Below are 23402 nucleotides of genomic sequence, written 5' to 3'. Positions count from 1 at the left end.
GCGTCGTTGCCGGCTCGTTGTGTGGCGAAGCCACACGGCCTCGCCGGACGCCTAGCCTGACTCCCTGTGGCACCCCGGCGCGCGCCCGATTTCTGCCGCCCACGCTCCTAGGAGCCGCCCAGGGCCTGCCGCAGCGCCTTCTTGGCGGGCCGTGGCGTGAGGGTCCAGGCTGCGGCCACCAGCTTGTTGACCGCGCCCGGCGGCAGATCCGCCTGTATCGCGAGGGCGCGCAATCGCCACCCCAGCCCACGCTGGACGGCTCGCGGCAGCATCGACCATCCGGCCTTGCCGAGGTGATAGAGCGGGCCTTTCGGCGGTGGCAATCCCGGGCTGGGCGGCGGCGCAACCTCGGCGGCCACTTGCGGTTGCGGCTGCGACGGCGGCGAGAACAGCCAGGGCTGCAACGGCGACGAGGTCTGCGAGACCAGGGCCGCCTTGCCGTGGCGGTCGCAGGCCCGGTCCGCGAGCAGCAGGCCTTGGGGCGTGGTGGCCTGCAGGTGTTCGAACGCGCCCGAAACGTCGCGCACGAACAGCGGGACCCACAAGAGCGCCAGGCCGGTCTCGCGCAGCACCCGCTGCTCGATGTCTGCATCGAACCCTTCGACAAAGGTTCGATAACTCCAGCGCCCCGACCGGATCACGTCGTCGTAGGCACGCGTGGTGAGCGCCGTGACGAAGGCGTCATCGCGCAGTTGATGGACGACCTCGTCAAAATTGGAGAAGTCCCGCTTGAGCGGAATGTAGTGCTCGCCGGCGCGGACCACGCCCGAATACTCGCCTTCGAACAGCACCAACGCCGTGCGCGTGCGGATCGCCTCGAAGATCTTCGGCGACACCTGGTTCATCCGGACCGCCTGCTCGTAGCCCCGCAGCAGTGGCTCCAGGGTGGCGTAATCGGCCTGCGGATCACGCGCGAGTTCGCGCTCGATGAGCGCCGCCGCGCTGCCGTCGAAATCGAACAGGTTGGAGCCGCTCTCCGTGCCCAATGTCGCGCGCGCCGAGCCGAGGAACCGGTACCAGTCGGCGCCGTAGATGCGCTTGGCATCATCCACCTCGACATCGACCGGCAGGCCGCGCGCATCCGCCAACTCGCGAACCGTGCGGCCGATCAGGTATTTCTCGTAACCGAGATGGCCATAGATCGGCGGCAGCTTGCGCCCGCGGTAGGCGATGAGCAGCGGGCGCTGCGTCAGTGGCAGCGCGTGGTCGTCGATGGACGCGTCCTCCGGCACGTAGCCGGTCAGCGTGGGCAGGAACTCGGTGGCCGGAAAGCGCGCGCTGCTGTAGACCTTCTCGCGATCCTGCGCGGGCACGCAGGTGTAGACCAGGTCGGGCTGGACACGGTCGATCCAGCGCAGCGTGACCTCGGGGGTGTCGTACTCGTCTTGGATGTACAGCAGCTTCAGGCCATGGAAGCGTGCCAGCGCCTGCTCGACGACCGGCGGCATGTGGCCTTCGACGCTGACCCGCGCCGAATAGTGCACCGCCACCACATCGAAGGCGCTCAGGTCCGGCCCGCCGGACACGTCCAAGGCGGCTCGCCCCGACCAGCGGAACTGCGCCGGCTCGCCCCCGGTAGCGGGCACGTAGACGATCTGATGCCTGGAGTAGCGGGCGAAGGACTCCAGGTGCTCGCGAACCGTGTTCACGTGGACGGAGCCATCGTCATAGAGGACCGCGACGTTCAGCCGCTTGCGGCCGGCGCGGCGCGTCTGCGCGACCGCCCGAAGCGACGCCGTCACGGCGTCGAACCGGGCATCGTACGAATTGCACCGCGCTGCCGCGGCGCGCTCGCGCAGGGCGGCCGGATCGGACCGGCTGGGCGCGACCGCGCGAACGGCGTCGGCAAACGCGGGCGCCGTGTCCGCCAACCGGAACAGCCCCGGTTCGCCCTGCAAGGCATCGATGGGGATGCTGACCACCGGCAGGCCGCAGGCCACGTACTCGTAGGCCTTCAGCGGCAGCGAATTGCGGATCCAGCGGTCCTGGACAAAGGGAATCAGCCCCACCGTGGCCTCGCACATGGCGCGCGCCAGTGCATCCGGGGCGAGCGCGCCCAGGTGACGCACGTTCGGTTCCCTGAGCAGTTGCTCCCAGCCCTCCAGGCCGGTGGTCGCCTGGCCACAGAACCGGAACTCCCAATCGGGCATCAGCCGCACGAGCTGCAGCAGCAACGCGAAGTCCACGCGCTTGTTGACGCCGCCCTGGTAGATGCAGATGCGCTCCCCTGGCGCGGCCGGGGAGCAGCTCGCCGCCGATTCGAAAAATGTTGCGTCGCAACCGTTCGGCGCCAGCAGGGTGGGCCCGCGGTAGCCGCCCTGCTCCACGTAGGCGTTCACCACGCGCTCGCTCACGCCCACCAGCAGGTCCACCTGGGGCAGCAGCCGGCGCACGGAGTCAGCCACTCGCTGGTAGCTGTCCATCTCCATCTGGGCCGAATGATTCAGGTAGTCCTCGGTCGCGTGGTAGACGCGCAGGGCCTGCGGCCAGGCCCGCAGCAGGCCGTCGTAATGCAGGCTGCTGTAGATCCACAGGAGCGGCTTGCGCACACCACGCTCGATCAATCGGCGAGAGATCAGCCCGAAGGTCTGCGCGTCCATCGGGTCGGCGAACGAGATGACCTCCATGCCCCCGATCTCGCAGGACTGGACCGACGCCGGCTGGCCCGGCTCGAGCGTCGGCTGCAGGAACAGCACCGGCACACGGGCCGCGAACCGTGCGGCGTAGTGGTAGCGGTTGCTTCGCGGCTCGGTGACCCAGTTGGACCATGTGAGCATCACGACGCCATCGTGGCCGCCCAGATCGGCACACAGGGGCTGCCGGTGAACGAGTGGGGAATCCATGTCTTGCTTCACTTGTGGGCCGCGGTTGTCCGCCGCCGCTGCAGGCGGTCTCGGCGCCGGCGATGCAGCGCCCGCGCCATCGGTCGCAGCACGCCATTGACGATCGGCCGGAGTGCGTTCTGCGCCGGCCGGGGCAGGCAGCTCCAGACCAGCACCGCGGCCTGGCGCAGCCGATTCCACCGGCTCAGGGGTTCGGCCGGCGCCACGGGAATCGGCTCGGGATTCGGCGGCTCCACGGGCACGGCGGCCACCGGCGGCGGACAGCGGATGGGTAAGGTGGTCAGATCGGTGGGATGACCCTGCCCGCCTTGCAGCAGGGCGTGCCGGCTCCCTTCGGGAGCGCGGGCTGCCAGCGATGCCGCGTGGCACGCCAGCAGTTCCTGGTCGACCATGCGGATGAAGGCCGAGTACGCGTAGCGACCCGAGCCGATCACGTCGCGCCACGCGCGTTCGCTCATGGCGTCGACGAAGTCGCCGTCCTGCAGCAGGCGGAACACCTCGTCCAGATTGCTGCCGTCCTTGCGCAAGGGGATGTAGTGGGTCCAGGGCTCGACGACACCCGAGTAGCTGCCTTCGAAGAGGACCAGCACCGTCCGCAGGGCGATCGCCTCGAAGATGCGGGGCGACACCTGGTTCATCAGCCCGGGCATCTCCAGCGGCCGCACCACAGTCTGGTAGGCCTCGTCCTCCGTCGCATCCGGGTGTTCCGCGAGCCAGGTGGCGATGCGTGAGCGCAGGGTGCCGTCCCAGTCGAAGACGTTGGCGCCGCTTTCGGAGCCGAGCATGGCGCGGCACGAGGCGACGAAGGGGTACCAGGCCTCGCCGTAGATGCGGGCTTCCTCGCGCCATTCGATGTCGTGGGGCAGGCCATGCCGCTCGCAGTAGGCCCGCACGAGGAGGCCGACGCCGACCTTCTCGCGGCCCAGCGCGCCATAGATGAGGGGCAGGTGCCGCCCGCGATAGCCGACCAGCGTGGACCGCTGCGAGGGGGGTAGCACCGCGCGCGCTTCGGCGACGGCTTCGGGCACGTAGCCGGTGAGGTTGCTCACGAAACGGGTGCGCGGGAATCGCTCGGGCGGATAGATGCGCGCGACGTGCGGCTGCGGAACGACCGTGAAAACCAGGTCGATGCCCAGCCGCTCGATCCAGTGCCAGGTGCGGTAGGTGCTCTCGTACTCGTCCTGCAGGAACAGCACCTTCGTGCCCTCGAAGGCGGCAAGGCGCTGCGCCGCCTGGGCCGACACCTGGTCCATCGGCATGCGCAGGCAGTAATGAATGACGACCGCGTCGAACTTCGACAAATCCACCAGGAACGGATCCGACTCGTCGTGGTGGCAGAAGAAGTAGCGGTGCGACGAGAACCGGGCAAAAGCGTCGACGTGTTCGAACACGGTGTTGGTGAACGTCTGCCGCGAGTGATAGAGCAGCAGGACGTTCAACTCCGGGGCGGCATCGCCGCCGCCCGGCGTGCAGGAGGCCTGCGCACCGTTCATCACCGTTTCGTTCAGCATGGCAGGCACGCTCACACCACCGAAGAAAGATTGCCCTTGAGCCGCCGGAACAGGCGCAGGTTGACCAGGCCGATGCAGGCCGTGACCCCGGCAACGAACAGCCACTGCTTGAGCGGCGGGATCGTGTGATAGATCAGCGGCGAACGGATGAAATCGACCGTGAGATAGAACGGGTTCCAGGCCGAGATCGCCCGCAGCTTGCCCGGCATCGCCTCCAGGGGATAGAAGATCGGCGTCGCGAACAGCAGCATCATCAGCAGGCTGGGGAGCATCACGCCGAAGTCGCGGACGAACGGCGTCACGGCTGCCGCACCGAGCCCGAGGGATGCGACGAAGGCGAAGGTCATCACCACGCCTGCAACGGCTGCCAGCGCGTGCCAGGTCGGATAGTTGCCGTCGATGAAGAGCAGCGTGAACGCGAACACCACACTGATGGACAGCGGCACCATGCCCAGCAGGCTGGCGGCCAGCGGCAGGCACTCGGTCTTGAACGCCATGTTCTTGACCAGCCCCCCGTTGGCCACGACAGATTGCGAGGCCGAATTCAAGGACTCGCTGATCGCCAGCCAGGGGCCATAGCCGGCGATCAGCCAGGTCGCGAAGGCCAGGGTGGTGTCGGATCCTGGCAGCTTGGACTTGAAGACGAAGCCGAACACGAAGGTGTAGGTGCCCAGCATCAGCAAGGGGTTGACCAGGGCCCACACCGTTCCCAGGCGGGAACCCAGGAACCGGTCGCGCAGGAACATGCGGAAGAAGTTCCAGGTGGTGGAAAGATCGCGACGATCGAATCCGAGCAGCGTCATCAGCTTGTCTTGGTCACGGTCAGGGTGGAGGGATACACGAGCACGGGGCGCCCGCCGCGTGGCGGGCGCGGATTCACGACTTCGAACAGGACGGCCCGCCGGGCTGCCGGCCCCGCATCAGTGCGGATCTCGAGCTGCGCCTTGTACAGCCCGTAGTTGAGCGGAAGCCGGCCGAAATCGAGGTGAAGCCGGCGCTCGCCGGACGCGCACATGGCTGCCGATTGTCCGTCGAAGCGACAGGTGGTTTCCAGAACCGCCAGCCCATCGAGCCGGTGCAGCCCCAGCACGGCCTGGAAGCCTTCCCCGGCCGGGGCCCGGACGCGGGCCGAGAAGGCGCAGGAATCACCCGTCACCACGTGCTGCACCACCAGGCCTTCGGCCGACTGCATCTCGGCCGCGTCGATCGACCATCCCGGCAGCAGCGACTCGTTCACGAGCTGGTGCCGGAAGCGCTCGGACAGCTTGGCCTCGTCCGCGCGGCGCACCTCGTCGAGGTAGGCGCGGGTCACCTCGGACGGGGGACCGTCGAGCCGAATGCGACCCTCGTCGATCCAGAGGCAGCGGCTGCACATGTCCTCGATCGCGCCCATCGAGTGCGACACCACGATCAGGATGCGGCCCTTGCGCGTCAGCTCACGCATCTTCGCGGTGGCCTTGGCGCCGAACTTCACGTCCCCGACTGACAGGGCCTCGTCAATGATCAGGATCTCCGGCTCGATGTGCACGATGGTGGAGAACGCCAGGCGAGCCTTCATGCCGGTGGAATAGGTGCGCACCGGCCGGTCGATGAAGGCGCCGAGTTCGGCGAAGGCGACGATCTCGTCCACCAGGGCCTGCGTCTGCTCGCGCGTGCGCCCCATCAGCTCACCCTCGACGAAGATGTTCTCCAGCCCGGTCAGGTCCTCGCGCAGGCCCATGCCCAGCGTGAAGATGGCCGTGACCTTGCCATCGACGTGCAGGATTCCGCCGCTGGGCTCGGCAATGCCGGCCAGCATCTGCAGCAGCGTGGTCTTGCCGGCGCCGTTGCGGCCGATGAAGCCCACGCGCTCGCCCTCCCCGATCCGGAAGGTGACACCGTCGATCGCCTTCTTGGGCGGCTGGCCGTGCCCCAGCGCATAGTGCTTGCACAGGTCCTCGGCCCGGATGGCCAGGCTGGTGGGCGATGCGGGGCTCATGGTTCCTCCGACCACCGGACCGGGAAGGGCGCGACGCCACACCCGGTGTCTTCGCCGGTGACGGTGAACACCAGACCGTTGCCGTAGGTCCAGGCCCGTGCGTCCAGGATGTCGACCGAGCCGGTGTGCGGGTCCGGCGCCGTGTTCAGGAAGAAGCTGAGCGAGTACTCGCCCGGGCCCAGCGGCAAGGCCGGAATGTTCAGCTCGATGCGCAGGCGCCCGGGCCCGCGGCCGGCGTCCTGGAATTCCGTGAGGATCACCGGCTCCCAGCCGACCCCGAGCTGCAGCACCTCGATGGACACCGCGGCGCGGACCGCAATCGGCTCCAGCACTTCGATGTCGAAGGACAGGGTGCAGTCCCGCCCGCTTTCGGCGCGAAGTGCCTCGGGCGGCGGCTCCAGCAGCCGTGCACGGTCGGCCGCCGGCAGGGGCAGGTCCAGGTAGCCGGCGACCACGGCGTCGGAGCGGCCCGCCAGCACCACGCGGCCGGCGTCCATCACACGCGACTCGCGGCACAGCTTGATGACGGCCGACCAGTCATGCGTGACCAGCAGGCCGGAGGCGCCGCCGGCAAGGCGCTCGCGCATGCGGGCCCACGACTTGGCCTGGAAGTGCTCGTCGCCCACCGACAGGATCTCGTCGATGAGGTAGATCTCGTGCGGAATGGCGGTGGCCGCGGCGAAGTACAGCCGCGCGGACATGCCGGCCGAGTAGGTGCGGATGCGCTCGTCGAAATAGGCGCCGAGCTCGGAGAAGTCGTGGATGTCGTCGACGATCGCGGGCTGTTCGCCGCGATTGACGCCGAACAGGTCCAGATACCGGAAAGCGAACTCGCGCCCCGTGAGCTGCGTGTTGCCGAAGCCGCCCAGCTCGAAAAGCCCGGCCAGGTCGCCGGTGAGTGCGACGCTGCCCCCGTCGGGCGAGTAGATGCCGCCTACCAGGCGCAGCAGCGTGCTCTTGCCGGCGCCATTGCGGCCCAGCACGCCCACCACCTCGCCTTTGGGAACACGCAGGCTGACCCGGTCCACGGCCGTGAATCGCTGGTCCGGCGGGATTCCGGTGAACAACGCCCTCATGCCGATGCGGCCGGTCTTGGGAAAGTGCTTGGTGACCGTGTTGATGGTGATGGCGGTCGCGCTCATGGGAGTTCCAGCAGTTCGCGGGTGCCGCGCAGGCCCGCGTTCATCAGCGCGTCGATCACGGAGAGCCCCGGGACGAACTCGGCCAGGCCGCGCTGCGGGTAGGGCCGGGGCCGGAAGTCCTGCCACACCAGCCGGATGCCACGGGCCTCGAACACACCGCCATCCTGGTAGTCCTGTGCGCCTGCGCCGGCCAGGTAGCTGTCGCAGCCGGCCGCTGCGGTGAGCGCGGCGAGCCGCTGGCTGGCGCTGTCGGCCACCGCGAAGGAGGAGGCCAGCACGAAGGGGGTCGCGAGCCCCAGGGCCTGCGCGATGCCGCGCACCGCGTGCAGGTTGTAGGCGGCCACGCCCGGCTCGGGGTTGCGCACCAGGGGTTCGACCAGTGCCATGGTCTCCTCGTACTGCGGACACCGGGCGTAACTCAGCTCCAGGGTTTTCAGCAGCTTCTCGCGCCAGGGCTGCAGCGGATCCCACTGGAGCTGGTGCAGCAACACCGTGCCATGGGCGGGGCGGCGCACCGGCGCACTGACCCAGCGCGGCTCGCCCGACACCAGCAGCTTCACGCGCGTCGACCAGTTGCTGCCCGTCTTCTGGTGCTGGACGTCGTCCAGCACCACGAACACATCGCTGCGTGCGATCTTGTCGAAGTAGCCCAGCCACGGGAAAAAGTTGGGCTGGTGGATGGCTGCAACACGGCTCAAGGTGACAGCACCCCCATGCAGACCAGATCCACGTACCGACCCTCGATGAGGGCAGCATCCCGCAGCAGCCCCTCCCGCACGAACCCGCATTTTTCGTAGGCCCGGATCGCCCGCGCGTTGTCCGCGCGCACGGTGAGCGCGACCCGGTGCAAGCCCAGCTCGCCCCAGGCCTGCGCCAGCAGCAGGCGCACCGCCTCCGTTCCGATGCCACGGCCGCGTGCGTCGGCCTCGCCGATGCGGATCTGCAGCTGCGCACTGCGATGCAGCGGCGAGATGTCGAGCAGCTGGGCGCTGCCGACCAGGCGGCCACCGGGGACCTCGTCGATGGCGAAGATCCGCAGGGACGGGTCGCGGCGCACGCGCTCGAACCAGCGCTCGTGGTCGGCACGCGTCACCGGATGGAAGGGCGCGTTGAAAACCACGGTCTCGCGATCGTTGATCCATCGGAACAGCGTGTCGCTGTCCTCGTCGCGCAGGGGCCGCAGCAGGGCGCGGGCTTGGGCTTCGATGGTCACCAGTCGATGTCCTCGCGGCCGTGCGCCGCCAGCACGGCCGCGTAATCGTGCAGCAGGGTGCGACCGAGTTCGGCCACGGTCCGCTCGACCTTCTCGTGGGGCGACATCACCTCGGCGGTCCACCACGTCGGATGCGTGAGCACCTGCAGCGCACGCGTGGCGGGAGCATCGAGCACATCCTGCAGTCGCTGGTGGCGCCAGTAGCCGTTGGAGTCGGAGCAGTAAGCCACCTCATCGCGGAAGTACCGCGCATACGTGTTGACCAGCGTCGCATACCGGTCGGCGTCATAGGCCAGCGACTCGGCAACCGGGTTGTGGAAGGAGAAGGCCCGAACGGGCACCCCACAGGCGTCCTCAAGGCGCTGAGCGTCGGAGCGCACGTGGCGGCACAGGTCGGCCTCGTCGGCAGGCCGGTGGTGCGCGAAATCGAAGTGCAGTCCGATGGCGTGCCCGAGCCCGACGATTTCCCTGAGCCGCTCGAGGTTGGCGCGGCTGAAAGGGTTGTAGAAGTCACCGTTGAGGAGCACGAAATAGGTGGCCCGCACCCCCTGCTCGGCCTCGATCCGCGCCAGCGGCAGGGCGTCGGCCACGGAAAAGTCCAGGTCGTGGCGCCACAGCACGAACGCCTCGCCGGGAACGAAGTCCTCATAGGTTCGGAACACATACCGCTCGCCGGCCTTGGCGAGCAGTTCGCGGTAGTGCTCGTGGGTGAAGTCGGCGAAGCGGTATTTCACCGAGTTCGCCGTCTCAGCGGGGTGGCGGTGGCTCATGGCCGGCTCCTCAGGCATGGCGTGAGCGCACCCAGGCTGTCGGAGGCATGTCGTGCCCATCGATCTGCAGCTCCAGCAGCTCGAGAGCCGTTCCTTCGCCGGCGCCTACCCGCACCCCATTGTCGTCACCCATCGCAACGTCTCCCGGCGGGAGCCCGGCGGGCGCCGCCACGCGGGCGGCCCAGACCGTCACCCGTCGAGCGCCATCCAGGAAGAAGGCGCCCGGATACGGACGGGTCTGGGCACGAACGAAATCGTGGATCCGACGAGCCGGCCAGTGCCAGTCGATGCGGCCGTCCTCCGGGCCGCGCTGCGCGAAGACCTGCCCCGCCCCCTCCGGCTGGGGACGCGGACGCAGCGTTCCGGCTGCAAGACCGGGCAGCGATTCGACCAGCAGCCGCTCGCCCAGCGCTTCGATGCGCGCGTAGACCGTGCCGATGGTGTCGTCCTCGGCGATCGGCGTGGACGCCTGGGCGACGATGGGACCGGTGTCCACGCCGTCGTCGAACTCGAACAGCGTGATGCCGGTCTGCCGCTCGCCATGGATCATGGCCCACACCAGGGGCGCACCACCGCGGTAGGCCGGCAGCAGCGAGGCGTGCAGCCCGTAGGCCGGGGCGAGCTCGCGCCAGGCCTTCGGCACCATGTGGTACCAGCCGGCCACGACGAACGCGTCGGGCTCCCACTGCTGCACCGCATCCCACAGGCCAGGAGTGCGCATGCCCTGCGGCCCGAGCGTCGCGATCGGCAAGCCGCGCGCCTCGCACCAGCCGGCCACGTCGGCATGCAGCACGTTGGTCACGCCTTGGGGGCGGTACGAGATGGCGAAGGTGCGCGGTGCGGTCACCACGCCGGCCAGGCTGATACCCGGCAGGCCGGCCAGGGCGCCCAGGCATCGCAGCCCGAACTGGCTTGCGCCCAGGAACACGATCCTCACGTCAGGCTCCTCATGAGGCGATGCCGAACTGCTGGAAGCAGTTCTCCAGGCTGATCAGGGACCAGATCAGGAGGCGGCGGTTCTCGCTGCCGCGCAGGTGCTCGTCCACCAGCCGCCGGGTGCTGGCGGGGTCGAGGAACTGGTAGATGGCCGCCTGGTCGTTGTGCACGATGGAGCGCACGTAGTCGATGCTCTCGCCGCGGAACCAGCTGGCGTCCGGGGCCGAGAAACCCTGCTTGAGGCCGTAGGCGACTTCGTCGGGCACGTGGCGCGAGACCATGCGCCGCAGCAGCAGCTTGCCGTCGCGGGTCTGCTGGAAATAACGCGCGGTCTTGGGCCCGGGCTCGTTTTCGTTGAGCCGGACCACGTCGCCCAGGTTGCCGAGTTTCAGTCGAACCGGCAGCCGCATGGCGAAGTCGACCAGGTCGTTGTCCAGGAACGGCAAGCGCGTCTCGAGCCCGTGGGCCATCGCCAGCTTGTCCTCGACGGCGAGCAGGCCGTGCAGGAAGGTGCGGGCCTCGAAATACAGCGAGTGGTTGACGTACTCCTGCGGCGACTGCATCTCGTTGGCATGGGATGCGAACACGCCGCGGAAGATGGCCTTGTGGTCGACGTGGCGCACATCGTTCCACACCGGGCCCAGGACCTGCTGGAGCACGCCTTCGGGCAGGAGCCGGTTCCAGAACTGGAAGTACTTGTCGATGTAGTGGTCGAAGTCGTCGTTGACCACCGCGCGGTAGTAGCGCCACGGATACCCGCCGAAGACCTCGTCGCCGCCGGCGCCCGAGAGCACCACCTTGACGAACTTGGACGCCAGGCGCGAGACGTACATGTTGGGGTAGCTCTGCCCGACCCGGGGCTCCTCGAGGTGCCAGGCCAGCTTGGGCATGACGCGCTCGAGGTCGCCCGCCTTGAGCACGACCTCATAGTGCTCGGTGCGGAACAGGTAGGACATGCGCTCGGCACGCGCGCGCTCATCGAACCCGAGCTCCACGCCCGAGGCCGAGGTCATGTCGAACCCGGTGGTGAAGCTCTTGATGTAGGGGTGCTGGCGGGCGGCCACCGCGGTGATGGCGCCGGAATCGATGCCGCCGGACAGGTAGGCCCCGACCTCGACGTCGGAGACCAGCTGGCGCCGCACAGCCTGCTCGAAGAGCCGGTCCAGCTCCTCGAGGTACTCCTCGTCGCTGGCGCCGGCGTGGGACTCCTGGAAGTGCCAGTCCCAGTAGGCCCGTGGGCGCAGCACCGCCGCACCGCCGGCCTCCACCTCGGCCCAGCTGCCGGGCGGGAACATCTGGACTCCGGCGAACAGCGTGCGCCCGGTGAAGAAATTCTGGAAGCTCAGGTATTCGGACAGCGCCTCGCGGTCCAGCCGGAAGCCGTCCGCGCGCAGCGCCTTGGCTTCGGAGGCGAAAGACAGCCCCGCGGCGTCTGAACGGACGTAGAGCGGCTTGATGCCGTAGCGGTCGCGTGCCAGCACCATCGTGCGACGCTGGCGGTCCCACAGCGCGAAGGCGAACATGCCGTTGAACCGCGGCAGGGCCGCCGGCCCCCAGGCGACCCAGGCCTGCAGCAGGACCTCGGAGTCGCTGGCGGTGCGAAAGACATGGCCGGTCGCTTCCAGCTCACGCCGCAGCTCGCGGTAGTTGTAGATCTCGCCGTTGTAGCTGAGGACATAGCGTCCGTCGGCGCTGTGCATGGGCTGCGCCGCGCGGTCGCTCAGGTCGATGATGGCCAGCCGCCGGTGCGCGAGGCCGGCGGGGCCGTCGGTGAACAAGCCCTCGCCGTCGGGACCGCGGTGCGCGATGGCCGCTGCCATGGCCTGCAGCCGCTCCCGACTGGCGGGCGCGCCCGCGGCGTTCAACAGACCTGCGATGCCGCACATGGGAGATCAGCCGAGCGCTTGCAGCGCCTGGGCCACCCGGGCGTAGTCCCCGGCTTCCATGCGGTTGTGCAGGGGGATGGCCATGGTGTTGGCATCGCACGCGGCGGCCTGCGGAAAGCTTTCCGGCGCGAAGCCGTACTTCTGCCGATACAGGCCCAGCAGGTGCACGGCATGCGTGCCGGGACGCGTGGCGATGCCCTGCTCCTGCAGGTGCGCCATGATCTCGTTGCGCGGGCGTGGTGCCCGAGCGGGGTCGACCCAGCAGACGAAGGATTGCCAGCCGTGCCGGCTGCCCTCGGGCGCCTTCGGCGTGCGCAGCCAGTGGAGGCCCTGCAACTCGCGTCGATACCAGCTGGCCCAGCGCTCGCGTTCGTCGATGTAGCGATCCAGCTTGCCAAGCTGGACCAGCCCGACCGCGCCCTGCAGATCCGTCATGCGGTAGTTGAACCCCAGCAGGTTGAACTCCGGCAGGAGGTAGGGACGCGGCCCCGCGTGGCGCTGTTCCTCCGAAATGCTGGCGCCGTGACTGCGCAGCACGGCCATGCGCTCGGCCAGGGCGTCGTCCTGGGTGGTCGCCATTCCGCCCTCGCCCGTGGTGATGGACTTGCGCGGGTGGAACGAAAACGCGCCCGCCACCCCCAGGGTTCCCGCGGGCCGGCCCCGCAGGCTGCTGCCTGCCGCGCACGCGGCGTCTTCGATGACGGGGACGCCCGGGACTGCCTCGCGGATGGCATCCACGTCGGCGCACAACCCGAAGAGGTGCACCGCGATGATGGCGCGGGTGCGTGGGGACACCACGGCCTTGACCGTCTCGGCCGTGAGGTTGTAGCTGACGGGATCGACATCGGCCAGCACCGGCGTGGCGCCGCAATAGAGCACCACGTTGGCCGTGGCCACCCAGGTGAAGGCCGGAACGACCACTTCGTCGCCGGGGCCGATCTCCAGGGCCGCGAGGATCAGGTGCAAGGCGGTAGTGCAGCTGGTGGTGGCGAGCGCGTGGCGCACCTCGTGGCGTGCGGCGAAGGCCTTCTCGAAAGCGGCAACCTTCGGGCCCTGGGTGAGCCAGCCGGATTCGAGCGGCTCGCGGGTGGCATTCCACTCGTCCAGGCCAGTGTCCGGCAGTGAAATCTGGATGGGTCGTCTGGACGCGTCGGTCATGCCGAGAACTCCTCCATGGTGATGCGGCGGGCCAGCATGTGATCGTAGGCGTCCTCGTAACGCTGCGCACCCGCATCGGCCGAGTGCCAGCGCATGGCGAATTCACGCGACTGGCGCCCCAGCCGCTCGCGGCGCGCCGGGTTTAGCACCAGCGCCCTGAGCACCTCGAGGAGGGTGTCCACCGTCGCGTTGACGATGGGCGTTTCGGCAATGGCGGCCAGCACGTCGGAGGGGGCGTTTTCGTGCGTGTTCACGTAGCCCACGACCGGCTTGCCCAGCATCATCGACTCCCGGCCGTTGGCGCCCCAGCTGCCTGCCCAGAGCTGGTCGACCACGATGTCCGCCTGAGCCTGGTAGTAGCGGACGAGGTGATTGGGTACCTGCGAGAAGAACATCAGCCGCACCGGCAAGCCTTCGGCCCGCAACCGGTCGACAGCCGCGACGATCGCCGGCGTGCCCTTGATGTTGCGCCCGTTCTGGCCCCGCAGGCTGTAGTTGCCGAATGCGTGGTAGATGAGGACCTCGTCAGGGCGACGCTCGATGCGAAAAGCCGGCGGGATGTCGAGTGTGTCGGACCAGACGTTCTCGTCCAGCACCATCGTGTGCGGCCCGCGCACGACGTTCGGGTAGGTGGACGACAGAAAGTCCAGCGAGGGCTGCAGCTCGGCGAAGACCAGGTCGCAGTGGGCGTGAACCTGCCCGCCCCAGGCGAGGTTCTTCTCGTCGTTGCACAGCTCGGGACGCAGCTGCAAGGGACAGTTGTCGCAGGCCGAGTGCTCTCGCCCCGTGCCGGACCACGCGTGGAAGCTGCTCTGGCGGGTCGCGCTGTTGCAGCCGCTGATGGTGTAGGCGACCTTCTTGCCAAGCGCGCGCCACTCGACGATGTCGGGGGGCGAGGGTTGGCCGAAATTCCAGGGAAAGAACGACAGCAGGCCGTCGCCGGCAAAGTGCATCAACTCGAAATGGGCCTTGGCGAAGGTGAACAGCACCTCGGCGTTGACCCGCAGCTGCTCGGGGTCGGCATCCCAGAGATTGACGTCTTCGCCGTGGTAGTAGGGTGCGTTGACGCCGTTCGGATCTTCCAGGCTGATGCACAGCGCGCGCCAACCGCGCCGGCGCAGGGCTTGGGCGAGGTAGTAGAAGTGGTAGTAGCTGTGGTGCACGAACACCACGCTGCGCGCCGGCCCGCTCAACGGCAGCTCCGGCAGGCGGGCCAGCTGGGCCCACAGGCGCTGCTCGGCGCGAAGCTGGCGCACAGCGTCCGCGGAAGGGCCGGCGTAGTCCGGCTGGGGTGCCCGCACCGCGACGTCCACTTGCTGGAGCTTTCCCTCCACCTCCCGGAAGCGATCCTCGACCAGGTCCTCCATTTGGCGGAACCTGTTCTGCACCCAGTGATGCTGCTCGTCGAAGCGGCGCATGCGCGTCCGCAGCGCCCGCAGTTCACTGCTGGCGAGCTTCTCGATGAAGTAGCGCTTCAACCCCGAGGTCATGGATTGCGATGGAGGGCGGCTCAGGCTTTCGCCCGCCGTGCCTCGACCTCTGCGATGTGCGCCTTGCGCCAGGCGATCAGCTCGGCGAGCCCGTTGCGCAGATCCATCTGTGCCTCGAAGCCGATCTCGGCCTTGGCGCGGCGAGCATCGCCGATGCGGTTGCGCACGAGCGTCGCCTGGCTGCGCGGGGCGTAGTTGATCGGTAGCCGGCAGTCGGTCAGCTCGACCAGCAGTTCGGCCAGTTCCCTGAGGGAGGTGCGAATGCCCGTTCCCACGTTGTAGCAACGGTCCACCGCATCGGCCTTCATGGCTGCGACGTTCGCGCGCCCACAGTCCTGCACGGCGACGAAATCGAACGCCTCCGTGCCATCGCCGAGGATGGTCGGACCTTGGCCGGCATCGATGGCGTCGAGCATCTTCATGATGACGGCGATGTACGCGCCCTTGTAGTCGGCACGCGGGCCGTACACGTTCATGTAGCGCAGCCCCACATAGGGCAGGCCATAGCGATGATGGAGCGCACGGGCCATGGCCTCGCCGCAGATCTTGGTGGCGCCGTAGAAGTTCTGGTTGTTGAACGGGTGGTCCTCGTCCATCGGCTCCTGCACGGCGTCACCATAGACCGAGGCCGAGGATGAATACACCAGCCGCTGGACCTTGTGCTTGACACAGGCCTCCAGCACATTGAACGTCCCGCCGATGTTCACCTCGAAGGCCGAGCGGGGGAAGTCGTGGCAGTGCAGCAGCCACAGCGCGGCGAAGTGGAACACGCCATCCATGCCGTCCATCGCCGCATCGAGGATGTCGCGGTGCAGGATGTCGCCTCCCAGCGGGAATACCTTGACACGCGGATCCTTCAGCGCAAGGGCGAGGTTCTCCTCACGGCCCCGGGTGAAGTTGTCGAACACGCGGATCTCCGCGACGTCTTCCTTGACGAGTTGGTCGACCGTGTGGGAGCCGATCAAGCCCGCGCCACCGATGACCAGTAACTTCTTGCCTTGCAGATTCATAAGCTTCCAGCAACACGCGCAAGAGCCCTGTCTGCAGCCCCGCCGAACGCCGGGGCTGGAGGATCAGGCCTTCTGGAGCGTGGCGAACCTCCGTTGATTGTGCGGGTCGTCGGTGATGGATTGCACCACCAGCCCAGCCCGGCTCGCCACCTCGGCGATCTCCTGCGGCTCGAAAGTGAACGCACACGACGCGTAGGTGGGATCCAGCGGGGAGCGCGCGCGATGGACGACACCCTGGGGGATCGCCGGGTTCGGCAGGTAGAAGTCCGCGCTGACGATGCCGCCGCTGCGCAGCAGAAACGCCGCGAGCCCGAGAACCCAACTCGCGTTGTCGAAGTTCTGGTGGATGAAGAACTCGCGCCCCACCAACGTATCGAGCTGTCCTTGCAGGCGCGCGATGTCCTCGTGCTCGGAGATGTGGAAGTAGCGGCAGTTCGGTGGCGAGCTGCCGCGGGCCACGGCCAGCGCGAACTGCGAGTAGTCGATGCCGGTGTAGCTCTCGCAGACGAGGCCGAGTTGCTTTCCAAGCCAGCCGCAGCCGCAGCCAATTTCCAGCACCCGCTTGCCGACGAGATCGGCCCCCTTGACCCAGATGCGCAGCGGCGTCATGGCCGCGCCATCGCTGCGTCCGGTCAGCACCGTGCCGTAGACCTCTGCCTGCGACAGGCGTGCGAGATCGGAGCACACGAGCGAGAGCTTGCGGCTCTCGATCAGATGGGGCGACGGGTCTTCCGTCGCGAAGTACTGCATCCACTCGCGATCCCATCGGGCCACGTCGGACGGGGACACCGCAGGAAAGACGGACGGCATCGTCAATTCGACCTCCTGGACTGAAGCCGGGGCGCACTCGAGGTCACGCCCGAAGGGAACGCATGCAGCCGCGTCATCGCAAGGATCGCACCGCCGCCACGACGCGTGCCATCTGCTCCTCGCCGAGGTCCGCACTCATCGGCAGGCTCATCACCCGCTCGGCTGCCCAATGGCTATTGACCGTCTGCGCTGCGGAATCATCGTCGCGGTACACCGGCTGGCGGTTCAGCGAGATCGGATAGTGCACCGCCGTGGGGACACCCTGGGCCTGCAAGGCCTTCTGCATCGCGTCGCGGTCCTCGACGAAGACGGTGTACTGCGCCCAGACACAGCTGCGCTCGGGGCGCACCGCCAGCAGCTTGACGCCGGAGCCGGCCAGCTTCTCGCGATAGGCCTCGCCCAGTTCGATGCGGCGCTGGACTTCCCAGTCGAAGCGCTCCAGCTTGCCCAGGATCACCGCGCACTGGATCGTGTCCATCCGACCACCCACGCCGATGCGGGTGTGGTAGTAGCGCCGCTCCTGGCCATGCACGCGAATTTCGCGCAGGGCCTTGGCCAGCGCGTCGTCGTTGGTGAAGACCGCGCCGCCGTCGCCATAGCAGCCCAGGGGCTTGCTCGGGAAGAAGCTGGTGCAGCCCAGGGTGGAGACGTTGCAGCTCTTGCGGCCCCTGTACGTGGCGCCGAAGCTCTGGGCGGCGTCCTCGATCACGGGGATGTTGCCGTGGCGGGCAGCGATGGCGTTGATGGCGTCCATGTCGGCCACCTGGCCATACAGGGACACCGGCATGATGGCCTTCGTGCGGGGCGTGATCTTCGCCTCGATCTTCGTCGCGTCGATGAGGCAGGTGTCGGGCTCGATGTCCACGTAGACCGGCTTGGCGCCGGCCAGCACGATCATCTCGGCAGTGGCCGCGAAGGTGAAGGGGGTGGTGATCACCTCGTCGCCGGGGCCGATGCCCAGGGCCATGAGCGACATCAGCAGGGCCTCGGTGCCCGAGGCGCAGCTGATGCAGTGCTTCGCTCCGGTGTAGGCGGCCAGCTGCTGCTCCATCTGGGCGACCTCCGGGCCCAGGATGTACTGGCCGTGGTCCAGCACCGCGTGGATGCGGGCGTCGATGGATTCCTTCAGCGCGCGGTACTGGGCCTTCAGATCGATGAATTCGATCTTCGCCGGCGCGTTCTCCTTGATCATGGCGTTCATGCGTTGTTCCGTGAAGATTCGAGATGGCAGCGGCCGGCCTCCAGCCGGTAGTGCTCGCCGGTGTGTTCGCAGGTGGCGCTGCCGCTGCCCTGCAGGGGCAGGTCCAGGCGCTCGCCGAAGCGGCTCATCCAGCCCACCTGGCGGGCTGGCACGCCGACCATGAGCGCGAAGTCGGGAACGTCGCGATTGACCACGGCACCCGCGCCGACGAAGGCGTACTCGCCGATGGTCGTGCCGCACACGATGGTGCAGTTGGCGCCCAGGGTGGCGCCCCTCCTGACCAGCGTGCGGCGGTATTCGTTCTTGCGGGTAACGGCCGAGCGCGGGTTGTACACGTTGGTGAACACCATGCTCGGCCCGCAGAACACGTCGTCCTCCAGGGTGACCGCATCGTAGACGGACACGTTGTTCTGGATCTTGACGTTGTCGCCGATCACCACGTCGTTGCCCACGTAGACGTTCTGGCCGAGCGAGCAGCGCTCCCCGATGCGGGCGCCGGGGCTCACGTGCACGAAATGCCAGATGCGGGTGCCCTCGCCGATCTGCGCGCCCGCGTCGACGATGGCGGAAGGATGTGCCGTCCAGGCCATCAGAGCTCCAGCGGCAGGTTCACGCGCACGCCGTCGCGCGCCGAGCGGTAGGCGGCCACCAGCACCTCCAGCGACTTGAGGCCTTCACGTCCGTCCACCTCCGGTTCGGCCGTGCCGCGCATTACGTCGATGACGTTGCGGTAATAGAGCGGATGGCCGAAACCGTACACGCTGGTGGTCTCGTAGCTGGCCGCCTTGACCTGCTCGTCCTGCGGCTGCTTGTCGGCGAACTCCCAGTGCTGGATTTCATTGACGGCGACGCCGCCGACGCGCACGGTCCCCTTTTCGCCCAGGATGGTGATGCTGCCTTCCAGGTTCTTGGGATAGGTGAGCATGGTCACGTTGAGCGAACCCATGGCGCCGCTGCGCCACTTGCAGCTCAGCACACCGGTGTCCTCCGCCTCGATGTCACGCGCGAGGGTGCCGGTGAAGGCATGCAGGCTCTCGATGGGACCGATCAGCCACTCCAGCAGGTCCACGTAGTGGCTGGCCTGGTTCATGAACGCGCCGCCATCCAGCTCCCAGGTGCCGCGCCATTTGGACTGGTCATAGTAGCCCTGCTGCGGACGCTGCCAGAACACATTGAGCGTGACCATGTAGATGCGCCCGAAGCGCTGCTGCGCCACGGCCTGCTTCAAGAGCTGCAGGGTGGCGTTGCGGCGGTTCTGCTTGACCACGAAAAGCCTCACGCCGGCTTCGTCGCAGGCACGCACCATCCGCAGGCCGTCTTCCCAGCGGGTGGCCATGGGCTTTTCGGTCAGCACGTGGAAGCCCGCCCGGGCCGCCTTGACCGCATGCGCAGGATGGACGCCGCTCGGGGTGGTCAGGACGATCACGTCCGCGTCGGTGCCCGCCAGCAAGGAATCGATGTCGGCGAAGCCACGTGCGCCGGTCTCCTTGACCGCACGTTCGAGCGCAGCAGGGTCGATGTCGCAGACGGAGACCAGTTCGGCGTCAGCCGCGTGCTCGCGGATCGAAGCGATGTGGTTCTTGGCGATGCGACCGCATCCGACAAGGGCGAAACGGACCTTGCGGTCCACGATGGGCTGGTGCATGGGTGTGCTCGTGCTTACAGGCGCCAGACGCTGAAGCCCTGGTCCTGGAGTTCCTGGCGCGGATAGAGAGACTTCACGTCCACCAGGACCGGCCGCTCCTGGCGCACGCAGGCGCGCAGCTGCGCGGGCGTGAGCGCGCGGTACTCGCGGTGGGCCACCGCGACGATCAGGGCGTCCACAGGCTCGCTGGCGTCGATGCGGCCCAGGGCCAGGCCGTACTCCTCGTGCACCTCGGCCGGGTCGGCGTGCGGGTCGGCCACGACCACCTCGACGCCGTAGGAGCGCAGCTCGCGCACGATGTCCACCACCTTGGAATTGCGCGTGTCCGGGCAGTTTTCCTTGAACGTGATCCCCAGCACGCCCACGCGCGAGCGCGCGACGTCCACGCCCTGGCGCAGCATCTGCTTGATGGTCTGCGCCGCGACGTAGCGGCCCATGTTGTCGTTGATGCGGCGCCCCGCCAGGATCACCTGCGGGATGTAGCCGAGCTGCTCGGCCTTGTGCGTGAGGTAGTAGGGATCGACACCGATGCAGTGCCCCCCGACCAACCCGGGACGGAACGGCAGGAAGTTCCACTTGCTGCCCGCGGCATCCAGCACCTCCTGGGTGTCGATGTCCATGCGCTTGAACACCACCGCCAGCTCGTTCATGAGCGCGATGTTCAGGTCGCGCTGGGTGTTCTCGATCACCTTCGCGGCCTCGGCGACCTTGATGCAGCTGGCGCGGTGCACGCCGGCCGTCACCACCGAGGCGTACACATCGGCCACGACGTCCAGGGTCTGGGCGTCGGAGCCGGAGACGATCTTCTTGATCTTGGTGAAGGTGTGCTCGCGATCACCGGGATTGATGCGCTCGGGGCTGTAGCCCACGCCGAAATCCACACCGAAACGCAGCCCCGATTCGCGCTCGAGCACCGGGATGCAATCTTCTTCCGTGGCGCCGGGATACACGGTCGATTCGTAGACGACGATGTCCCCGCGCTTGAGCGCCTTGCCCACCGAGGCGGAGGCGGCCAGAAGCGGGTACAGGTCCGGCTTGTTGCCTGAATCCACGGGCGTGGGTACGGCCACGATGAAAAAATCGCACTCGCGCAGCGCGTTGACGTCACTGCTGAAGCGGATGTCGGCCGCGGCCAGTTCCTCGGACGTCACCTCGCCGGTGGCGTCATGGCCGGAGCGCAGCTCGGAAATGCGGGCCGCCTTGATGTCGAAACCGACGACCGGATGCGACCGTCCGAAGGCGACGGCGACCGGCAGCCCGACGTAGCCGAGCCCGACGACCGCGATTTTTCTGTTGATCATTGCCGAGTCTGTAACTAAAGAATGACGAGCCGGTATCTGCTCATGAGCCGGCGGTCGGCGATTATGACAGCCACACATAGCTGGGCAGCGCTGCAGGCGTCGCGCCCCGGTCACCTTGCAGACGCCACACAATCGACTGCAGAAGGAGTCTTCATGAACCCCGATCCCGATCGCCCCGACCCGCAGTCCCCCGATAACGAGTCCGGACCCGAATCCCCCCGCCAGTCGGCCCGCCGCATCTGGCTGGCCGGCCTGGGCGCGCTTTCCCGCGCGCAGGCCGAGGGCGGCAAGCTGTTCGACACCCTGGTGCAGGAGGGCCAGACCCTGCAGCGGCGCACGAACGAGCGCGTGAGCCAGGCCTCCGCCCGGGTGTCGGAAGCGGCCGCCGACCTGTCCGGCCGGGCCACGGGCGGCCTGGGGCGGCTGGAGAGCCTGATCGAGGAGCGGCTGGCCAAGCGGCTGGCGCGGCTGGGGCTGCCCGACCGCGAGGAGTTCGAGGCGCTACGTCGCCGGGTGGAGACGCTCGAGAACGAAGTGGACGAGCTGTTGGACACCCTGGAGCGGTACGAGGGCGACAGCGCCCCAGCCGCGCGCCGGCGCGCGGCAGGCTCACGCCGCGCGGACCCGGACGCGCCCGTGAGCCCGGAAGCCTGAGAAGCTGTGAACGAATCCGCCACGCCCGCCTCGGCCGCCAGAACGCGGCCCCTCCGCGTTGCAAATGCTCGCCATAGCCCGAGCTATGGCTGCGCTTTGCGCCTTGATCGGCCACTTTCTGGCAGCCGCTTCGGACGCGCCGAATTCATTCACAGCTTCTGAGCGCATTGCCGGCCTGCGGCGGCCTATGATCCCCCGCTTCTTTTCGCCCCAGGAGGCCCCGTGCCCGACACCCAAGCCGACTTCGACAGCGCCGTCGCGCGCTCCAAGAACCTCAGCGAGCGGCCCGACAACGCCACGCTGCTGAAGATGTACGGCCTGTACAAGCAGGCCACCGAGGGCGATGTGCGCGAGGCCAAGCCGGGCTTCGGCGACATGGTGGGCCGCGCCAAGTGGGACGCCTGGAATGCGAACAAGGGCCTGTCGCAGGACGAGGCCCGGCAGCGCTACATCACGCTGATCGACTCGCTGGAGTAGTTCAGGACTCGCCCAGCAGGCGGTCGAGATTCCTGCCGATCTCGCGTTCGATCTGCGCCTTGTAGGCCCCCAGCAGGAAGCCCAGGCGGGCGTCGAGCTCGAAGCGTTCGGCCGTCACGGTGAGGCGTCCGTTCACGCCCACGCGGCTGAAGACAACGCAGTGCCGCTCCTCGCCGGGCTCGTGGGTGCACACGATGGCGAAGCGGTCGGCAGCATCCTGCGCCCATGCGGTGGCGAGCCGCCGCGCCTCGTCCAGGCCCAGGGCGTGTTCACGCTGTATGCGAAGCTCAGGCACCCGCGATCTCCTTGAGGAAGCGGTGCCGCTCGTCCTTCGGGCGCTCGGCCAGTTGGCGCGCGGCGGCGTAGAAGCGTTCCCAGTCGCGCCCCTGCAGCTCGAACAGCGCCTCGAAGCCGGGCACGAGTTCGTCATAAGCGGCCTGGGCACCGAAAGTGGCATTGTTGGCCCGCGCGACCCAGCGGTCGCTCAGGCGAAAGCGTGCCGGATCGCCGCCCCAGCGTTCGCGCAGGGCGGCATAGCCGGCGCGGAACGCACGCATGATCTCGTCCTTTTCCGCGCGCTGGCGCTCGGCGGGCAGCTCGCTGTCGTACAGGGCGGAGAGGCGCTCGCGCGTGCCGCGCGTGAGCTCGCGGAAGGCGCGGCGGCGCTCCAGGAAGTCGAGCCATTCGCGCGAGGTGTCCTGCGTCTTCGCGGCGCTGGCCAGGTAGCGTTCCACGCCCAGGCGCTCGACGGCCGTGGCGAAGGACTCGTTGAAGGTGGTGTCGTTCTTCACGTACAGCACCTGGTGCGCGAGCTCGTGGAACAGCAGGCGCGCGAGCTCCGCTTCACGGTAGTTGATGAAGGTGTTGAGCAGCGGGTCGCCGCCGGCCCAGTTCATCCAGCCCAGGGTCGAGTAGGCGGGCACGGGGTACACGCTCGCCTCCAGTCCCTGCGCCCGCAGGCGTTCGGCCTGGGCTTCGGCCGCGCTTTCGTCGAAGTAACCCCGGTAGCCCACGCAGCCGGCGATCGGGAAGCACCAGGTCTTGAGCTTGAGCGAGAGCTCGGGCGCCGCCACCACGTTCCAGATGGCCGCCGGCCGCTTCAGGTCTGCATAGCGCGTGTAGCTGGGGTTGTCGGGCAGCTTCAGCTCGCGGCTGGCGAACCGGCGGATGTGCTGGCTCAGTGCCAGTCGCTCCTTGAGCTTGTCCGGCGACTGGCCGTCCACCACCCAGTCGGGCACCGGGCGCGCGGCATTGAGCATGGCCAGGTGCCCGCTGGCGGACTGCCACACATAGCCCAGGTCGGTGCCCGATGCACAGGCGCCCAGCCCGAGCGCCGCCGCCAGTGACAGAGCGACGAGCCTGCCGTTGAAGTTCACG

The 23402-nt window shown here is 68.1% G+C and carries 22 protein-coding genes; 2 read left to right on the top strand and 20 right to left on the bottom strand.

All coding sequences use genetic code 11. The features are described from left to right. Window positions 1-107: 107 nt before the first annotated feature. From EZ242_RS11045 to EZ242_RS10970, 18 genes are all read right to left on the bottom strand, one after another. On the bottom strand, window positions 108-2423 hold the full coding sequence (locus EZ242_RS11045; protein ID WP_276606539.1) for a glycosyltransferase family protein: 2316 nt from the start codon (window positions 2421-2423) through the stop codon (window positions 108-110). A gap of 428 nt (window positions 2424-2851) precedes the next feature. Continuing rightward, window positions 2852-4363: a hypothetical protein gene (locus EZ242_RS22400; protein ID WP_240787053.1), complete on the bottom strand. Its 1512-nt coding sequence runs from the start codon at window positions 4361-4363 to the stop codon at window positions 2852-2854. A gap of 2 nt (window positions 4364-4365) precedes the next feature. Next, window positions 4366-5157 (bottom strand): ABC transporter permease, encoded by a 792-nt coding sequence (locus tag EZ242_RS11040; RefSeq protein WP_135285217.1) that lies wholly within the window; start codon window positions 5155-5157, stop codon window positions 4366-4368. Continuing rightward, window positions 5157-6332, bottom strand: coding sequence for an ABC transporter ATP-binding protein (locus EZ242_RS11035; protein ID WP_135285216.1), 1176 nt, complete (start codon window positions 6330-6332; stop codon window positions 5157-5159). Before EZ242_RS11035 ends, EZ242_RS11040 begins: the two co-directional genes overlap by 1 nt. Then, window positions 6329-7474, bottom strand: a complete 1146-nt coding sequence (locus tag EZ242_RS11030; protein ID WP_135285215.1) for an ABC transporter ATP-binding protein — start codon at window positions 7472-7474, stop codon at window positions 6329-6331. The genes EZ242_RS11035 and EZ242_RS11030 overlap by 4 nt, the downstream gene beginning before the upstream one ends. Beyond that, complete coding sequence (locus EZ242_RS11025) at window positions 7471-8172, bottom strand: WbqC family protein (protein ID WP_167784715.1); 702 nt, start codon at window positions 8170-8172, stop codon at window positions 7471-7473. Before EZ242_RS11025 ends, EZ242_RS11030 begins: the two co-directional genes overlap by 4 nt. Beyond that, window positions 8169-8687, bottom strand: coding sequence for a GNAT family N-acetyltransferase (locus EZ242_RS11020; protein WP_167784714.1), 519 nt, complete (start codon window positions 8685-8687; stop codon window positions 8169-8171). The genes EZ242_RS11025 and EZ242_RS11020 overlap by 4 nt, the downstream gene beginning before the upstream one ends. Continuing rightward, entirely contained in the window at window positions 8684-9457 is a 774-nt protein-coding gene (locus EZ242_RS21995) for a polysaccharide deacetylase family protein (RefSeq protein WP_167784713.1), read from the bottom strand. The genes EZ242_RS11020 and EZ242_RS21995 overlap by 4 nt, the downstream gene beginning before the upstream one ends. 10 nt (window positions 9458-9467) lie before the next feature. Further along, window positions 9468-10394 carry a methionyl-tRNA formyltransferase gene (locus EZ242_RS11015; protein WP_135285212.1) on the bottom strand — a complete coding sequence of 309 codons (927 nt, stop codon included), beginning with the start codon at window positions 10392-10394 and terminating at the stop codon, window positions 9468-9470. A 10-nt stretch (window positions 10395-10404) separates the two neighbouring features. Next, window positions 10405-12279: an asparagine synthase (glutamine-hydrolyzing) gene (gene asnB, locus EZ242_RS11010; RefSeq protein ID WP_135285211.1), complete on the bottom strand. Its 1875-nt coding sequence runs from the start codon at window positions 12277-12279 to the stop codon at window positions 10405-10407. 6 nt (window positions 12280-12285) lie between these two features. After that, window positions 12286-13437, bottom strand: coding sequence for a DegT/DnrJ/EryC1/StrS family aminotransferase (locus EZ242_RS11005; protein ID WP_135285210.1), 1152 nt, complete (start codon window positions 13435-13437; stop codon window positions 12286-12288). After that, window positions 13434-14927, bottom strand: a complete 1494-nt coding sequence (locus EZ242_RS11000; protein ID WP_135285209.1) for a glycosyltransferase — start codon at window positions 14925-14927, stop codon at window positions 13434-13436. Before EZ242_RS11000 ends, EZ242_RS11005 begins: the two co-directional genes overlap by 4 nt. A gap of 20 nt (window positions 14928-14947) precedes the next feature. Continuing rightward, window positions 14948-15937 (bottom strand): NAD-dependent epimerase/dehydratase family protein, encoded by a 990-nt coding sequence (locus tag EZ242_RS10995; protein ID WP_135285208.1) that lies wholly within the window; start codon window positions 15935-15937, stop codon window positions 14948-14950. Window positions 15938-16000: 63 nt separating this feature from the next. Continuing rightward, window positions 16001-16747: a class I SAM-dependent methyltransferase gene (locus EZ242_RS10990; RefSeq protein ID WP_338101466.1), complete on the bottom strand. Its 747-nt coding sequence runs from the start codon at window positions 16745-16747 to the stop codon at window positions 16001-16003. 73 nt (window positions 16748-16820) lie between these two features. After that, window positions 16821-17912: a DegT/DnrJ/EryC1/StrS family aminotransferase gene (locus EZ242_RS10985; RefSeq protein WP_205960641.1), complete on the bottom strand. Its 1092-nt coding sequence runs from the start codon at window positions 17910-17912 to the stop codon at window positions 16821-16823. Between the two features lie 32 nt (window positions 17913-17944). After that, the gene (locus EZ242_RS10980) at window positions 17945-18538 is read right to left on the bottom strand and encodes an acyltransferase (RefSeq protein ID WP_135285205.1); all 594 of its coding nucleotides are present in this window, start codon (window positions 18536-18538) and stop codon (window positions 17945-17947) included. Next, complete coding sequence (locus tag EZ242_RS10975) at window positions 18538-19593, bottom strand: Gfo/Idh/MocA family protein (protein WP_135285204.1); 1056 nt, start codon at window positions 19591-19593, stop codon at window positions 18538-18540. The genes EZ242_RS10980 and EZ242_RS10975 overlap by 1 nt, the downstream gene beginning before the upstream one ends. Before the next feature lie 14 nt (window positions 19594-19607). Next, the gene (locus EZ242_RS10970) at window positions 19608-20894 is read right to left on the bottom strand and encodes a nucleotide sugar dehydrogenase (protein WP_135285203.1); all 1287 of its coding nucleotides are present in this window, start codon (window positions 20892-20894) and stop codon (window positions 19608-19610) included. A 153-nt stretch (window positions 20895-21047) separates the two neighbouring features. On the opposite strand from EZ242_RS10970, the gene EZ242_RS10965 reads away from it, so the two are divergent. Next, window positions 21048-21548, top strand: a complete 501-nt coding sequence (locus tag EZ242_RS10965) for a phasin family protein (protein ID WP_167784712.1) — start codon at window positions 21048-21050, stop codon at window positions 21546-21548. Between the two features lie 222 nt (window positions 21549-21770). Continuing rightward, the gene (locus EZ242_RS10960; RefSeq protein WP_135285201.1) at window positions 21771-22025 is read left to right on the top strand and encodes an acyl-CoA-binding protein; all 255 of its coding nucleotides are present in this window, start codon (window positions 21771-21773) and stop codon (window positions 22023-22025) included. Between the two features lies 1 nt (window position 22026). Here EZ242_RS10960 and EZ242_RS10955 read toward each other — a convergent pair whose 3' ends face one another. Together EZ242_RS10955 and EZ242_RS10950 are read right to left on the bottom strand one after the other, a co-directional pair. Continuing rightward, window positions 22027-22320 carry a polyhydroxyalkanoic acid system family protein gene (locus tag EZ242_RS10955; RefSeq protein ID WP_135285200.1) on the bottom strand — a complete coding sequence of 98 codons (294 nt, stop codon included), beginning with the start codon at window positions 22318-22320 and terminating at the stop codon, window positions 22027-22029. Continuing rightward, a complete protein-coding gene (locus EZ242_RS10950) occupies window positions 22313-23401 on the bottom strand; it encodes an aminopeptidase (protein ID WP_135285199.1) in 1089 nt (362 codons plus the stop codon). The genes EZ242_RS10955 and EZ242_RS10950 overlap by 8 nt, the downstream gene beginning before the upstream one ends. Between the last annotated feature and the right edge of the window lies 1 nt (window position 23402).

Source organism: Ramlibacter rhizophilus, assembly GCF_004681965.1.
Taxonomy (GTDB): domain Bacteria; phylum Pseudomonadota; class Gammaproteobacteria; order Burkholderiales; family Burkholderiaceae_C; genus Ramlibacter; species Ramlibacter rhizophilus.
The sequence above is the reverse complement of the archived record's forward strand: the minus strand, read 5'-3'. Positions and strand labels throughout refer to the sequence as shown.